A 13,172-nucleotide genomic window follows, 5' to 3' on the forward strand; every position below is an offset into this window, starting at 1 on the left:
GGGATGAACTCGAATGACGACGCAACCCAGAATTGCGCTTATCCATGCAACGACCATCGCCATGGACCCGATCGCGCATGCCTTTGCAGGAACTTGGCCCGAAGCCGATACGGTCAATATTCTTGAGGACAGTCTCTCGCCGGACCGGGCAAAGCAGGTCGAGATCACGGACGGCCTGACGAGCAGGATTGTCGCATTGACCAAGTATGCGCGGATGATCGGCAGCGACGCAGTGCTCTTTACGTGCTCCGCGTTCGGACGGGCCATCGAGTATGCCGCGACAACAGTTGATGTTCCTGTCTTGAAGCCGAATGAGGCGATGTTCGAGGCGGCCATCCAAAAAGGGGGGCGCATTGCCATGCTGTATACCTTCCCACCCGCTCGGGAAGGGATGGAAGTCGAGTTTCGCGAGGAAGCCCAACATTTGAATCCATCAGCCGAAATTACGAGTATTCTGGTCGAGGGGGCGATTGAAGCTGTTCACGCAGGCGACGCTGAAACACACAACCGGCTCGTTGCCGATGCGGCCGCCAGGCTTGATGGCTTCAATGCCATCACATTGGCACATTTTTCAACTGCCCGGGCTCTGACGGCGGTCCAGGCGGTTACGGACATCCTTGTTCTCACGAGCCCCGATGCAGCCATTGCGAAACTGCGTCGACTGCTCGCTATCGATGACCAAGCAATTCGTCGAGGTGTCTTGTGAAATGCTGATCGGTGTCATTGCGGATGATTTCACGGGTGCCAGCGATATAGCCAATACGCTCGCCAAGGGCATGCCGGAACAAGGTGGCCTTCGCACGGTTCAATATCTGGGCATACCAGCCGAAGATGCGGGGCAAGACGTGGAAGCCGGCGTCATCGCTTTGAAGAGCCGTTCAATTCCGGCGGCAGACGCGGTCGAACAATCCCTCCTCGCTCTTGACTGGCTGATGAGACAGGGATGCCAGCAGATCGTCTTCAAATATTGCTCGACCTTTGATTCCACTCCGGAAGGCAATATTGGGCAGGTCGGCGAGGCGCTCGCCAATGCCCTGGGGGTCAAAGGAGTTGTTGCGTGCCCCGCATTTCCCGGTGCAGGCAGAACGGTCTATCAGGGCCACCTCTTCGTGAAGGACAAGCTTCTCAACGAATCCGGGCTTCAGAACCATCCTCTCAATCCGATGACAGATGCCGATATCCGCCGGTGGCTCAGACGTCAGACTCGATCGGAAGTGGGGCACGTCGGCATTGACGTCGTGCGCGACGGGGCGGAAGCGATAGCAACTGCGCTGGAGACCGCAGCCAGCGCAGAGCAAACTCTTGTCATTGTCGACGCCATCAACGACGGCGACCTCGTGTCAGTCGGGCGCGCACTTGCCGACAGCCGGTTGATAACCGGGGGGTCCGGGATCGCGATCGGCTTGCCCTCAAACTTCATTGATCGGGGTCTCGCAAAAGGAAACAGCGCTGCGGGCAAAGGTGTCCGGGGGCCAGGTGCCGTCCTCGCCGGAAGCTGCTCGGGAGCCACGAGAGAACAGGTCGAGTTGCATAAAACCGATCATCCAACGATGGCTATCGATGTCGATGCCGTAATGGAAGGCGGAACGACGGCTGGCGATGTTGCCGCTTTCCTCCTCAGGCATGACGGACAGGCGCCGCTCGCCTATTCGTCAGGAACACCTGAAGCGGTGCGCGCACTGCAGGACAAGTATGGTCGCGAGAGAGTCGCACATGCTCTGGACCAGCTCTTTGCCGAAACGGCAAAGGAACTGGTCAGGTCGGGCATCCGCCGTCTCGTGGTCGCCGGAGGCGAAACGTCCGGCGCTGTCGTTTCCGCGCTCGATCTGGGTGCGCTGTCCATTGGTCCCGAAATCGATCCCGGGGTGCCCGTGCTGGTTTCGAATGGTGTGGAACCCGTGGCGCTGGCGCTTAAATCAGGAAACTTTGGGGCGCCCGATTTCTTCAAGAAGGCGTTGGAAGGGCTTGCTGGCGGATGAGCAGAGAATCGATGCTGAGAGAGGACATTACTCGTTTTTCGAAATCACTCTTCGATCGCGGCTTCTCGGTGGGATCGGCGGGGAACATCAGCGCCGCCGTCGAGGACGGCATGCTGATCACACCTACCAATTCATGCCTGGGCTTTCTCGACCCGGCACGAATAAGCAAACTCGATCGCAACGGAAACCTTGTCTCGGGTGACAAGCCATCCAAGGAGATTTTTCTCCACCGCGCTTTCTATGAGACACGACCTCAAGCGGGTGCTGTGGTTCACCTCCATTCCACCTTCGCGACAGCATTGTCATGCGTCACGGATACTGACGAGGACGACTGCATTCCGCCACTCACTCCCTATGTGGTCATGAGGGTCGGGCAGGTGAAACTCGTCCCTTACGTGCGACCCGGCGACGAAAGGGCGGGAGACCTGATCCGAAGTCTCAAGGGTCGCTATGCCGCGGTGCTGCTTGCAAACCACGGACCGGTTGTGACCGGGAGCGACCTCGCATCAGCCGTCTACGCGGCCGAGGAACTCGAGGAAACCGCCAAGCTGCTGCACCTCCTGCGCGATGCTCCGAAGCGGATGCTCTCGGCTGAAAGCGTGGAAGAACTCAGGGCCGTTTTCGGAGCCCAGTAAAGGGAAGTGATGAAAACTGCTCATGGCGGCAAAGCCCAAGCAAACATGGCAGACAGGAGCCTTGCATGATTACAGCAATCAATCCGGCGAACGGACGCGAACTGGCGCGCTACGAGGCTCACGACGATGCCTTCGTCAATGCTGCTCTCTCGGCCGCTGCGGAAGCTCAGAAGGCATGGCGAAAGGTCCCCGCCGAAGGACGTGTTCGCCTTTTGCATGGAATGGCGAAGGTCCTTCGTGAGAATAAGGCGCGATATGCCGAGATGATCACCCTTGAAATGGGCAAGCCGATCGTCGAGGCGGAAGCGGAAATTGAGAAGTGCGCCTATAACTGCGACTTCTATGCGGAGCACGCTCCGCAGTATCTTGCCGATGAACCTGTCCGATCCAATGCGTTCGAAAGCGTTGTCGCCTTCGATCCGCTCGGCGTCGTTCTTGCCATCATGCCGTGGAACTATCCGTTCTGGCAGTTTTTCCGGTTTGCTGCTCCCGCTTTCGCAGCCGGCAATGGGGCAATTCTGAAACACGCAAACAACGTACCGCAGTGCGCGCTTGCCATCGAGGAGGTGATGAAGGAAGCGGGCTGTCCCGAAGGCTTGTTTCGCACCCTGCTCATCGAACCGCAGAAGGTGGCTGGCCTGATCGAAGATGATCGCATTGCCGCCGTTACCCTGACGGGGTCAACCGAAGTGGGAGCCATGGTAGCCGCACAGGCGGGAAAGGCCCTGAAGAAGCAGGTGCTCGAGCTCGGGGGATCCGATCCGTTCATCGTTCTTGCGGATGCCGATCTTGAAGAAGCGGCAGCGATAGCGGTCAAGGCACGCTATATCAACGTCGGCCAGTCATGCGTCAACGCAAAGCGCTTCCTCGTCGAAGAGAGCATCGCAGACCGCTTCGTTGAACTCTTCTGTGCAGGCGTCGCAAAGCTGAAGATCGGCGATCCGCGCGAGCGTGACACCAACATCGGTCCGATGGCCCGCGCCAACCTCATGAACGGTCTTCAGGCTCAGGTGGAAAAGAGCATTGCGGCTGGAGCGACGCTGAAGATGGGGGGAAAGCCGCTTGTCGGCGATGGCTTCTACTATCCGCCAACCGTCCTCGATCACGTTACACCTGAGATGACAGTGTTCCAGGAAGAGACTTTCGGACCGGTTGCCGCTATCATCCGCGTGAAGGATGCGGAAGAGGCTATTCGTCTTGCCAACCAGACTGAATTCGGCCTCGGATCGGCGATCTGGAGCAAGGACGTCAGGCGAGCCCGCAAGCTTGCCCGCGAGCTCGATGCGGGCGCAGTTTTCATAAACGGCATGGTGGCTTCCGATCCACGCTATCCCTTTGGCGGCATCAAGCGTTCCGGATACGGCCGCGAGCTCGGCGTGTATGGCATCCGCGAATTCGTGAACATCAAGACCATCTGGATCGGTCCGGCCAGCGCTGCAATCTAAGGAATGAGAGCATGACCTCGCATGCCCAGCCAGCAATACTCCGCCCCTGCGAACTGAAAACAAACGATCGCGGCGGTGGTGCACGCACAACCCCGCTCGTCACCCGCAAATGCGGCTCGACGAGCATGATCAACGGCATCACGGCTTTTGATCCAGGGGCTGCGATCGGCTTGCACAAGCACAATTGCGAAGAAAGCGTAATGGTGCTTGACGGCAACGCGATCGCCGAAATCGACGGCATCCGGCACGAATTGGGACCCAATGATACCACCTGGATCCCCGCCAACGTTCCGCACCGCTTCATCAATGCCTCTTCCACGGAGCCCATGCGCATCTTCTGGATCTACGCGTCGATCGATGCGACGCGCACCATGATTGCTTCGGGTGAGGAGCGGCCAATCGATGCTGAGCACGGTCTTCAGGGAGAGAGCAAATGATCCTGGAGGTCGCCGAAATTGCCGTGAAGCCCGGGCAGCGAGCGGGCGTTTGAAGAAGGCGTCAGCAAGGCCGCCCACTGGGCTAGACGACAATCAGAGGAAACCGAACTAACCCAAATGCTTAGGCGGTATCGTGGCGGCTCGGCTCCGAGCTGGCCCAGCAGGGCTTCGTGCCGGAGCATTGCCTAAGCGGACTGGTCCTGCACGCTACCAACGCCGATTTTTATGTACAAGCACGCGGCTGCGACCGCGCCACGATGACGATACCCATCAGCGAGACGAGCAGCCCGACGGCCATGGCCCAGGACATCGGCTCGCCGAACACCGCCCATGCCCAGATCATGGTCACTGGCGGACTGAGGTAGAGTACGGCGGTGACCCGCGCAGGCGACGATTTCCTGAGGGCGACGTAGTACAGGCTCCACGCGCCGAAGGTGGCGACGAAGACGAGCCACAGAATGCCTCCGATGAAGCCGGGTTCGAGAACCGGAAGCACGCCGCCTTCGTGCCACGCAAAGAGCGCGAATATCCCGGATGCCGAAAGGCATTGAATACAAAGGCTCTGATGCACGGGCATCAAGGCAGCCGGGTTGCGCTTCTGAAGAAGCGTCGCCAAGGCGAGCGACAGCGTGCCGAGGATGGGCAGGCCATATGCCCAAAGCGGGACGTCGCCCATGTGAAGCGAATAGCCCGACGCTATCAGGACGCCAGCGAGACCTAGAAACGACCCCAGCCATTGCTTGGCGTTCAAGCCCTGCCCGAGGATCGGCCACGACAGGACGGCAACCGCCAGCGGCAGCATGTCCGTGATGAGGGCGACGAGCCCCGTGGGCACGCCACGTTCGATAGCCAAGGCGAATCCGGCAAGATATCCGGCCATCGCCAGAGAGCCGAACAGCATCTGGGACAGGGCATCCTTCCGCCTGATTTTCGGTCCGATGGTCAGCGCGAACGGGAGCAGGACGAGCCCTGAGACAAGGCTTCGCCAGAAAAGGATCAGGAAGATGGGAGCATGGTCGATGGCGAACCGGATGCCAACAAAGCCGGCACTCCAGGAAACAACAAGCGCCGTCTCGAGAAGAATGAGGGCGCCGATTACCAGAACTCGGTTCCGTTGTTGGATCGAAGACGCGGCGATTTCGCTCATCGGATCGCTTCCGGCTCAGGAGCGAGGTCTTGCTTGGCTGACGATGGTGCCGTCAGGATGAAGAGGCAGCCGACGATCAGGATAATCCCCGCCCAGCCGGCCGCGGGAAGCCTTTCCCCGACGATCACGACGGCCAGGACGGCGGCGATGACAGGTTCCAGAAGCGAGAGCGTGGTGGCGGTCGTCGCCGACACGCGAGCAAGCCCGAAGGCGAACAGCACATACGCGACGAGGACCGGAACGAAGGCCATGTACCCTGCCACAGCGAGGTTCGTCCATGACGTCAGGAAAGGCGCTCCCGTGATCACCAGGACCGGGAGCAGGAAAAGTCCGCCGATCCCGAATACCGAACCCATGGCCGCACGGGGAGGAATGCCGGCCTGCATCAGGCGACGGGCCGCCCAGGAGTACAGAGCGTAGGTCAACCCGGCGATGAGACCGAGGAGGATGCCATAAACGACGTTCCAGCTGCCCGCAGGGTTCACTTGGCCATGAGGACCTGATTTGGCAAAACAAAGCAGGACGGCCCCCGCAAGGCCCGTCACCGCTCCCATGCACCATCTCGTCGTTAGCTTCCAGCCGTCGAATACACGTTCGATCACCGATGCGGCCAACGGTGCGGAGCCAATGGAAACGACCGTTCCGATCGCCACACCCGCCAGATGCATCGAGGTATAGAATGCCAGGGGATAAACGCCGACGGACACTGCGCCGGACGCCAGCATCGGCCAGTGCTTCAGAATCCTGCTGCCGCTTTCGAGAATAGAGCGCATCGCCGTAAGCGCTAGAAGCAGGCCGCCGAGGCCCATGGTGACGGCGCCGATGCCGAGGGGACTCACGCCAGCCGCGAAAGTGGCCGTCGTGCCTGTGGTTCCCCAGAGGGCCGACGCGAGCAGCACGCACGCGGCTCCCACCTGGGAGGACGAAAATCTGGATGTCATAATTGGTCCATGATGGAGATTGCGATCTTGCGAGCCGTCTTTAATCGAGCGTCGTGCCCCTCGAGTCCCGCGCGCGACATGGCTCCCTCCAGGAGGAAGGAGAGATGCTCGGCGGTCTCGTCGATGATCGCGCCTCCGGATGGGCGCATTTCGAGCAGGTGCTGTTTGAACAGGCGCTCCACTTCCTCTTTTTGCGAGGCAACGGTGACACGACCAGGATCGTCGACCGGAAGTTCCGCCGCGGCATTGAGCAGCCCGCATCCTCGGAAACCCCACGTGTAGGCAAGCTCCGCGTGGTCGACATAGGAATCGAACACAGCGAGCACCCGATCGCGCGGAGTTGTCGCCTGTTTGAGGCGTTCCCGGTAAAGGTCCTGCCATTCGACAAGGCGGGCCTCGAGATAGGCGTTCACCAAATCCGTCTTGGAGGAAAAGTTGTTGTAGAGGCTCATCTTCGCGACGCCGGCATGGGCGGTGATGGCGTCGATGCCCGTCGCGCCGACACCATCGCGATAGAATAGTTCGGCCGCCGCTTTCAATAGACGGTCCTTCGCCGGCGCTCTGTCAGGCATTGTGGTTCTCCATCAAATATGTAGACCGATCTACCTATTTTGCCTGCATGTCAAGAGCCGCCGCGTCGATCTCGATTGACGAGGCCAGGTAACGCCTGCAGAAAGAGGTTTTGTACGGTTCTTGCCTGGAGGGAAAACAGCCTATGAGCCGCAATATCGTGCTTGTCGATCCACTGCCGCGAACGCTGGACCTGATCATGACCCCGGAAGTCAGGGCACGCCTCGAAAAACTCGGCGAGGTGGTGCTGTCGGAAGATCGTCCGATGCCGGACGAGCAGGTGGAGGAATTGCTGGCGGATACGGTATTGATCTTCGGGCAGACGGCGATGCCGAAGGAGCGGCTGGACCGGGCGCCAAAACTGAAGGCGATCATCAACGTCGAATCCAACTTCCTGCCCAATATCGACTATCAGGCCTGTGCGGAGCGCGGCATCTGGGTCATCACGCCGGCGTCCGCCTTCGCCTCGCCTGTTGCGGAGGCCGCCCTTGCCATGGCGATCGACCTTGCCCGCGGAATAACTGTCGCAGATCGCGACTTTCGTCAGGGCAAGGAGGAATACGGGCTTGCCGGAAACGAGAAGACATTTCGTTTTGCCGGCGCCCCTGTTGGCATCATCGGCTTCGGCGATCTCGGCAAGCAGTTGCGCGAATTGATCCGGCCGTTCAAGAACACTGTGCGCGTCTTCGATCCCTGGCTTCCGAAAGAGATTATCGAGCGGCAGGATTGCGCCCCGGCATCGCTTGACGACGTGCTAAAGGAGAGCCGGGTCGTATTCGTCTTTGCGAGCGTCACCAGCGAAAACGAAGGTTTCATCGGCGCGCGCGAATTTGCCCTGATGCAGCCGGGGTCCGCCTTCCTGCTGATGAGCCGCGCGGCGGTGGTCGATTTTCCGGCCATGCTCGAAGCCGTCCGCTCCGGTCATATCCGGGCTGCGACTGATGTTTTCCCGGAAGAGCCGGTTCCCGCCGACGACCCGGTCAGGACCATTCCGGCCCTCCTGCTTTCGGCGCATCGCACCGGGGGCACCCGCGATGCCTTCTACGAACTCGGCGCCATGTCAGTGGCGGATGCGGAGTTGATCATGAAGGGTCTCCCTCCCCAGCTTTGCCGCAGAGCCGATCCTGCGACCGCCAGCCGTCTACGCTCAAAGCCCGTATCGATTTCGTAGGCTGAAAACGGCTCCAAATTCACCGGTCCGCGTGGAGCGGAGGCAGCAATCTTTTCCCGCATAGCAGAATGGGATCGGCGGCAGCCGATCCCATTTCGATTTGCATCGAAAACGCCCTACAGCGCCGTGCGTCTTATCAGACGCACAAAGGTCGCTATAGCACTTTGAATTGCTGCATGTTTTTATCCTTAAATCGGTTCCGATTTAAGGAAACATGCAGTAAGCGTCATGAACAGCCAATGGCGAAGGCCTTACGCCTTCGCCATGAGAGAGCTCAAGCAGCGGCCGAAACGCTATCGAAGGCGTCCGTCGGAACCGATGAGATCGTCTTCAGGATCTGCGAAGCGATCTGGTAGGGGTCGCCCTGGGAGTTCGGACGACGATCTTCGAGATAGCCCCTGTAACCGTTGTTGACGAAGCTGTGCGGAACGCGGATCGAAGCGCCGCGATCGGCAATGCCGTAGGAGAACTTGTTCCAAGGTGCCGTCTCGTGCTTGCCGGTCAGGCGCATGTGGTTGTCCGGGCCATAGACATTGATGTGGTCGTGTAGATTCTTTTCGAATTCGGCCATGAGGGCTTCGAAATATTCCTTGCCGCCCTTCTCGCGCATGTAGGCGGTCGAGAAGTTTGCGTGCATGCCCGAACCGTTCCAGTCGGTGTCGCCGAGCGGCTTGCAGTGCCATTCGATGTCGATGCCGTACTTTTCCGTCAGGCGCTGCAGCAGGTAGCGAGCCATCCAGACTTCATCGGCAGCCCTCTTGGAGCCCTTGCCGAAAATCTGGAATTCCCACTGACCCTTTGCCACTTCGGCATTGATGCCTTCATGGTTGATGCCGGCAGCGAGGCAGATGTCGAGGTGCTCTTCGACGATCTTGCGGGCGATGTCGCCGACATTGCTGTAGCCGACGCCGGTATAATACGGGCCCTGCGGTGCCGGGAAGCCGCTTTCCGGGAAGCCGAGCGGCCGGCCGTTCTTGTAAAAGAAGTATTCCTGTTCGAAACCGAACCATGCGCCTTCGTCGTCCAGGATCGTTGCGCGGGTGTTGGACGGATGCGGCGTCTTGCCGTCGGGCATCATGACTTCGCACATCACGAGAACGCCGTTCGTGCGGACCGGATCCGGATAGACGGCGACCGGCTTCAAGACGCAGTCGGAGCTACGTCCTTCTGCCTGCATCGTGGAGCTGCCGTCGAAGCCCCAGAGCGGAAGCTGCTCCAGCGTCGGAAACGCGTCGAATTCCTTGATCTGCGTTTTTCCGCGAAGATTTGGTACCGGTGTGTACCCATCGAGCCAGATGTACTCGAGCTTATATTTTGTCATTTCAAAACCTTTCATCGGCGATCATGCCAAGCAATGGGGAACTCCTATAACTTCCCCGCCGCCAAAACGCGTTCGGCTGAAACGTGAGATGCACGTGGCATGCCAAATCGGGCTGTCGAAGATTTTTGTCTGCGAATGGCGCGGCCAGTGTGATCTGTTTGCCGCTACGATCGCCTGGAATTCATCAGATCATCGCAGGAACGGTGCTGTCCGGTGGGCGCGGTTCAAAAGTGCAATTGTTTCGACGTCTAGCCGATCCTCAAATAACTGCTCAAGCGTTCACCATTTGGCGTGTTTTTAGGCATATTGAACCGAAATGCGCAGCGTCTTCGAACGTTTTTTAGGCTCGACGCCTTGCAAAGGGCAGAACTTGGGCTTGACCACGCCATGATGAATGATCGGTGCCGAGATGGCGCATCTAATCGCCTCTTTTATCAGCCTTGATGCGGGAGCGCCGCGCATCAGCCAGGACGCGCGGCGCTCTATTCACTTGAAACCTGGCTGGGGCCCAAAATCGATGCTGATCTTCAGGGCTATAAGTCAGCCCGGCAGATGTGCCTCGCCGACAAGCTCGGCCTTGCGGCGTGCGGTCTCGAGACCCAGATCAATGAACTGTCGGGCATGCGTGGCGAGCGCGACATTATCGGTCCAGAGATTGCGCCAGATGGCGGTCTTGAGCGACAGATCCTTGTCTACGATCGTCGATGAGAAGGATTCGAAGGTCACGTAGTCGTCCCAGCCGATCGCGACCAAGGCGTCGAAGATGCCGGCGAAGTCGACGCTGCCGGTGCCGAGATAGCCGCGGTGACTTTCACCAATATGGACATAGCCGATCTTGTCTGCGGCATGACGGATCGCAAGACCCGCATCCGCTTCCTCTATGTTCATATGGAACGTGTCGAGATGGAGAAACACGTTCGAGGCGCCGGTGTCCCTGATATAGGACAATCCTTGAGCGGCAGTATTGAGCATGTTGCTCTCGAAGCGGTTGACGATCTCGAGATTCAGCGTCACGCCCGCCGCCTTCGCGCGATCGGCAACCTTCGCAAGTGTCGAGACGCTGGTGTCCCAGGCCGTCTTCGTCAGAGCCTGCTCCTGCTTGCCGTGAGCGGAGCTCAGGATACCGGCGAGCTTGGTGCCGCCGAGATCGCGGGTCAGTGCGACCGCCTTGTCGAGGATCTCCTCGCCGCGCGCGACCACGGATGCATCGCTGCTGGAGATATCGCCTTCGGGCGGAAGCCCCATGCTGATGGCCACGTCGAGGCCAAGCTCGCGAATACGGCCAGCCAGCCATCTGACGTCAACCTGCTTCGGGTCGAGATAAGAAAATTCGATCAGGTTGAAGCCAAGCTGATGCGTGTTGTTCAGAGCCTTTTCCAGCTCGTCCCTGGACGAGCCGGCGCTCCAGACGAAGGAGTGAACACCGATTTTGGACATGATCCGGACCGTTCCTGCTGTACTCATTGAAAAGGCCGGGCCCGAATACGAACGGGCCCGGCTTCGGGAAGGTTAGCGGGCTGCCGTCCAGCCCTTGTAGTCCTTCACATTGTCGGCCGTGATCAGCTTGGGATCGAGAAGAACGGTCGTCTCGGCAGGCTTCTTGCCGTTCAGAACATCGACGCCCATCTGCAGCGCCTGGCCGGCCATGACGTAAGGATCCTGCGAAGCGGAGGCCTTGATCATCGAATTGCCGCTGGCGAGCGCCTTTTCGATGTCGGGAGCGCCGTCGACGGCCGTGATGAAGAACTCGTTGCGGTTCAACTGCTTGGCGGCGAGTTCAGCGCCGATTCCCGTCGGATCGTTGATCGCGAAGACGGCATCGATCTTGTCGAAGCGGGTCAGCAGTCCCTGCATCACTGCAAGGCCGCCTTCACGCGAGCCCTGGCCGTTCTGGTCGTCGGAGAGGATCTTGATATCGGGGCTCTTGGAGAAGACCTCTTTGCAGCCCTGGACGCGGTCGAGGATAGACGAAGATGCCGGGCCGTTGATGATGACGACGTTGCCCTTGCCGTTCAGCTTGTCGACGATGTACTGGCAGGCTTCTGCGCCGGCCTTGATGTTGTTGGTCATGACAGTGACGTCGGCGCCTGGTGCGGAAACGTCGAAGGCAGCCACGACGACACCGGCAGCCTCAGCCTTCTTGACGGCCGGTGCGATCGCCTTCGCGTCGACGGCGTTCAGCATGATGATGTCGACGCCGGCGGCGATGAAGCTGTCGATCTGCGAGACCTGCTTGTTGAGATCATAGTCGGCGGAAACCGAGGTCACCTGAACGTTTGGATTGATTTCCTTCGCACGGTCCTCGATGCCCTTGATGGTCGCGACGAAGAACGGGTTGCCGAGCAGGCCGACGGAGATGCCGATCTTCTGGAGATCCTTTGCCGAAGCCGGCATAGCAATGGCTGCCGCGAGAGCGGTGCCAATCAGAAATTTCGAAATAATGCGCATGATTTCCTCCTTTGTGATGACGCTCCCGGCGCCCCTGTTTCCGGTTGTTCCGGTTCCATTAGCCGGACGTTACGTCCGGCTAAGCCCTTTGAGCCTGTAGCGGTCGAGCGCCACGGCGATGATGATGACAAGCCCCTTGATGATGTACTGCCAGATGTCGGAGACACCGACGAGGATGAGGCCGTTCGAGAGGACGGCGATGATCAGGGCACCGATGAGCGTGCCCCAGATCGAGCCGACGCCGCCGACAAAACTGGTGCCGCCGAGGATGACCGCGGCGATGGCGTCGAGTTCATAGGCCTGGCCGAGCTGAAGGCCATTGGCGGCATAGAGACGCGCAGCCGACATCACGCCGCCAAGGCCGGAAAGCAGGCCGGACATGCTGTAGACGAAGAGCAGCACCAAAGGCACCTTGATGCCGGTCAGGCGCGCCGCCTCGATGTTTCCACCGACCGCGTAGATCCAGGTTCCGAGCACTGTCCGCTTGAGGATGAACCAGGACACCAGGATCGTTGCAAGCGCGATGATGGCGAGCCAGGGAACCCCGAAAAAGGTACCGTTGCCGATGAAATCGAATGGCAGATCCGGGTTGAAAACCGTTGTGTCATTGCCGAGAAGCCGGGCGATGCCACGCATCGCCGTCAGCGATCCGAGCGTGACGATAAAGGGTGGCAGCTTCAGGAATGCGATGATACCGCCATTGACGAGGCCGCATGCAAGACCCACGGCAATAGCGGCTGGGATGCCGAGCATGCCCTGGTCCGGGATGAGCGAGACGATGACGCCGATCATCGCCGAGGCCGCCAGGATCGAACCGACGGAAAGGTCGATACCGCCGGTCAGGATGACGAATGTCATGCCCGCTGCAAGCACCGTATTGATCGAGGCCTGCTGCGTAACGATCGACAGGTTGTTGACCGTCAGGAAGCGCCCGCTCAGCAAGTGAAAACCGATCGCCAGAAGCACGAGCACCGGCAGCATGCCGAGCGCCGTCAGCGTCGAGCGCAGCTTGATCTTGTCCATCGTTGACTGTTCGGTCGATGTTGCGGTCATGGTTCCGTCTTTCTGCTGTTCGTTC

At 59.6% G+C, this 13,172-nt stretch carries 13 protein-coding genes; 6 read left to right on the forward strand and 7 right to left on the reverse strand.

The annotated features are described in order from the left end of the window. The first annotated feature begins 13 nt into the window (after positions 1-13). From AAE029_RS13455 to AAE029_RS13475, 5 genes are all read left to right on the forward strand, one after another. Complete coding sequence (locus tag AAE029_RS13455) at positions 14-706, forward strand: aspartate/glutamate racemase family protein (protein ID WP_371073354.1); 693 nt, start codon at positions 14-16, stop codon at positions 704-706. 1 nt (position 707) lies between these two features. Then, positions 708-1,979 (forward strand): 3-oxo-tetronate kinase, encoded by a 1,272-nt coding sequence (otnK, locus tag AAE029_RS13460; protein WP_371073355.1) that lies wholly within the window; start codon positions 708-710, stop codon positions 1,977-1,979. Next, positions 1,976-2,614 carry a 3-oxo-tetronate 4-phosphate decarboxylase gene (otnC, locus tag AAE029_RS13465; RefSeq protein WP_371073356.1) on the forward strand — a complete coding sequence of 213 codons (639 nt, stop codon included), beginning with the start codon at positions 1,976-1,978 and terminating at the stop codon, positions 2,612-2,614. The genes otnK and otnC overlap by 4 nt, the downstream gene beginning before the upstream one ends. 65 nt (positions 2,615-2,679) lie before the next feature. After that, positions 2,680-4,059, forward strand: coding sequence for an NAD-dependent succinate-semialdehyde dehydrogenase (locus AAE029_RS13470; RefSeq protein WP_371073357.1), 1,380 nt, complete (start codon positions 2,680-2,682; stop codon positions 4,057-4,059). A gap of 11 nt (positions 4,060-4,070) precedes the next feature. Continuing rightward, positions 4,071-4,496 (forward strand): cupin domain-containing protein, encoded by a 426-nt coding sequence (locus AAE029_RS13475; RefSeq protein ID WP_371073358.1) that lies wholly within the window; start codon positions 4,071-4,073, stop codon positions 4,494-4,496. Between the two features lie 223 nt (positions 4,497-4,719). On the opposite strand, the gene AAE029_RS13480 is transcribed toward AAE029_RS13475, so the two are convergent. From AAE029_RS13480 to AAE029_RS13490, 3 genes are read right to left on the reverse strand one after another with little or no spacing between them, the layout of a single operon-like run. Next, positions 4,720-5,643, reverse strand: coding sequence for a DMT family transporter (locus tag AAE029_RS13480; RefSeq protein WP_371073359.1), 924 nt, complete (start codon positions 5,641-5,643; stop codon positions 4,720-4,722). Continuing rightward, the gene (locus AAE029_RS13485; RefSeq protein WP_371073360.1) at positions 5,640-6,542 is read right to left on the reverse strand and encodes a DMT family transporter; all 903 of its coding nucleotides are present in this window, start codon (positions 6,540-6,542) and stop codon (positions 5,640-5,642) included. Before AAE029_RS13485 ends, AAE029_RS13480 begins: the two co-directional genes overlap by 4 nt. A 38-nt stretch (positions 6,543-6,580) precedes the next feature. Continuing rightward, a complete protein-coding gene (locus tag AAE029_RS13490) occupies positions 6,581-7,156 on the reverse strand; it encodes a TetR/AcrR family transcriptional regulator (RefSeq protein WP_371073361.1) in 576 nt (191 codons plus the stop codon). A 143-nt stretch (positions 7,157-7,299) separates the two neighbouring features. Here AAE029_RS13490 and AAE029_RS13495 point away from each other — a divergent pair, with 143 nt between their 5' ends. Beyond that, positions 7,300-8,325, forward strand: a complete 1,026-nt coding sequence (locus AAE029_RS13495; protein WP_371073362.1) for a hydroxyacid dehydrogenase — start codon at positions 7,300-7,302, stop codon at positions 8,323-8,325. Between the two features lie 274 nt (positions 8,326-8,599). Here the strand turns inward: AAE029_RS13495 and AAE029_RS13500 are convergent, their stop codons facing one another. The 4 genes from AAE029_RS13500 to AAE029_RS13515 form a co-directional block, all read right to left on the reverse strand. Next, the gene (locus AAE029_RS13500; protein WP_371073363.1) at positions 8,600-9,646 is read right to left on the reverse strand and encodes a glutamine synthetase beta-grasp domain-containing protein; all 1,047 of its coding nucleotides are present in this window, start codon (positions 9,644-9,646) and stop codon (positions 8,600-8,602) included. Between the two features lie 540 nt (positions 9,647-10,186). Continuing rightward, positions 10,187-11,083 carry a sugar phosphate isomerase/epimerase family protein gene (locus AAE029_RS13505; protein ID WP_371073364.1) on the reverse strand — a complete coding sequence of 299 codons (897 nt, stop codon included), beginning with the start codon at positions 11,081-11,083 and terminating at the stop codon, positions 10,187-10,189. Between the two features lie 72 nt (positions 11,084-11,155). Beyond that, positions 11,156-12,094 carry an ABC transporter substrate-binding protein gene (locus tag AAE029_RS13510; RefSeq protein WP_371073365.1) on the reverse strand — a complete coding sequence of 313 codons (939 nt, stop codon included), beginning with the start codon at positions 12,092-12,094 and terminating at the stop codon, positions 11,156-11,158. A 69-nt stretch (positions 12,095-12,163) separates the two neighbouring features. After that, a complete protein-coding gene (locus tag AAE029_RS13515) occupies positions 12,164-13,147 on the reverse strand; it encodes a ribose ABC transporter permease (protein ID WP_371073366.1) in 984 nt (327 codons plus the stop codon). Positions 13,148-13,172: the final 25 nt, after the last annotated feature.

The sequence above is a fragment of the Sinorhizobium sp. CB7 genome (assembly GCF_041357635.1).
GTDB lineage: Bacteria > Pseudomonadota > Alphaproteobacteria > Rhizobiales > Rhizobiaceae > Rhizobium.

Excerpts from the sequence above, each read along its gene's own strand:
- AAE029_RS13455 (WP_371073354.1), top strand. The coding sequence starts at position 14 with ATGACGACGCAACCCAGAATTGCGCTTATCCATGCAACGACCATCGCC.
- otnK (WP_371073355.1), top strand. The coding sequence starts at position 708 with ATGCTGATCGGTGTCATTGCGGATGATTTCACGGGTGCCAGCGATATA.
- otnC (WP_371073356.1), top strand. The coding sequence starts at position 1,976 with ATGAGCAGAGAATCGATGCTGAGAGAGGACATTACTCGTTTTTCGAAA.
- AAE029_RS13470 (WP_371073357.1), top strand. The coding sequence starts at position 2,680 with ATGATTACAGCAATCAATCCGGCGAACGGACGCGAACTGGCGCGCTAC.
- AAE029_RS13475 (WP_371073358.1), top strand. The coding sequence starts at position 4,071 with ATGACCTCGCATGCCCAGCCAGCAATACTCCGCCCCTGCGAACTGAAA.
- AAE029_RS13480 (WP_371073359.1), bottom strand. The coding sequence starts at position 5,643 with ATGAGCGAAATCGCCGCGTCTTCGATCCAACAACGGAACCGAGTTCTG.
- AAE029_RS13490 (WP_371073361.1), bottom strand. The coding sequence starts at position 7,156 with ATGCCTGACAGAGCGCCGGCGAAGGACCGTCTATTGAAAGCGGCGGCC.
- AAE029_RS13495 (WP_371073362.1), top strand. The coding sequence starts at position 7,300 with ATGAGCCGCAATATCGTGCTTGTCGATCCACTGCCGCGAACGCTGGAC.
- AAE029_RS13500 (WP_371073363.1), bottom strand. The coding sequence starts at position 9,646 with ATGACAAAATATAAGCTCGAGTACATCTGGCTCGATGGGTACACACCG.
- AAE029_RS13505 (WP_371073364.1), bottom strand. The coding sequence starts at position 11,083 with ATGTCCAAAATCGGTGTTCACTCCTTCGTCTGGAGCGCCGGCTCGTCC.
- AAE029_RS13510 (WP_371073365.1), bottom strand. The coding sequence starts at position 12,094 with ATGCGCATTATTTCGAAATTTCTGATTGGCACCGCTCTCGCGGCAGCC.
- AAE029_RS13515 (WP_371073366.1), bottom strand. The coding sequence starts at position 13,147 with ATGACCGCAACATCGACCGAACAGTCAACGATGGACAAGATCAAGCTG.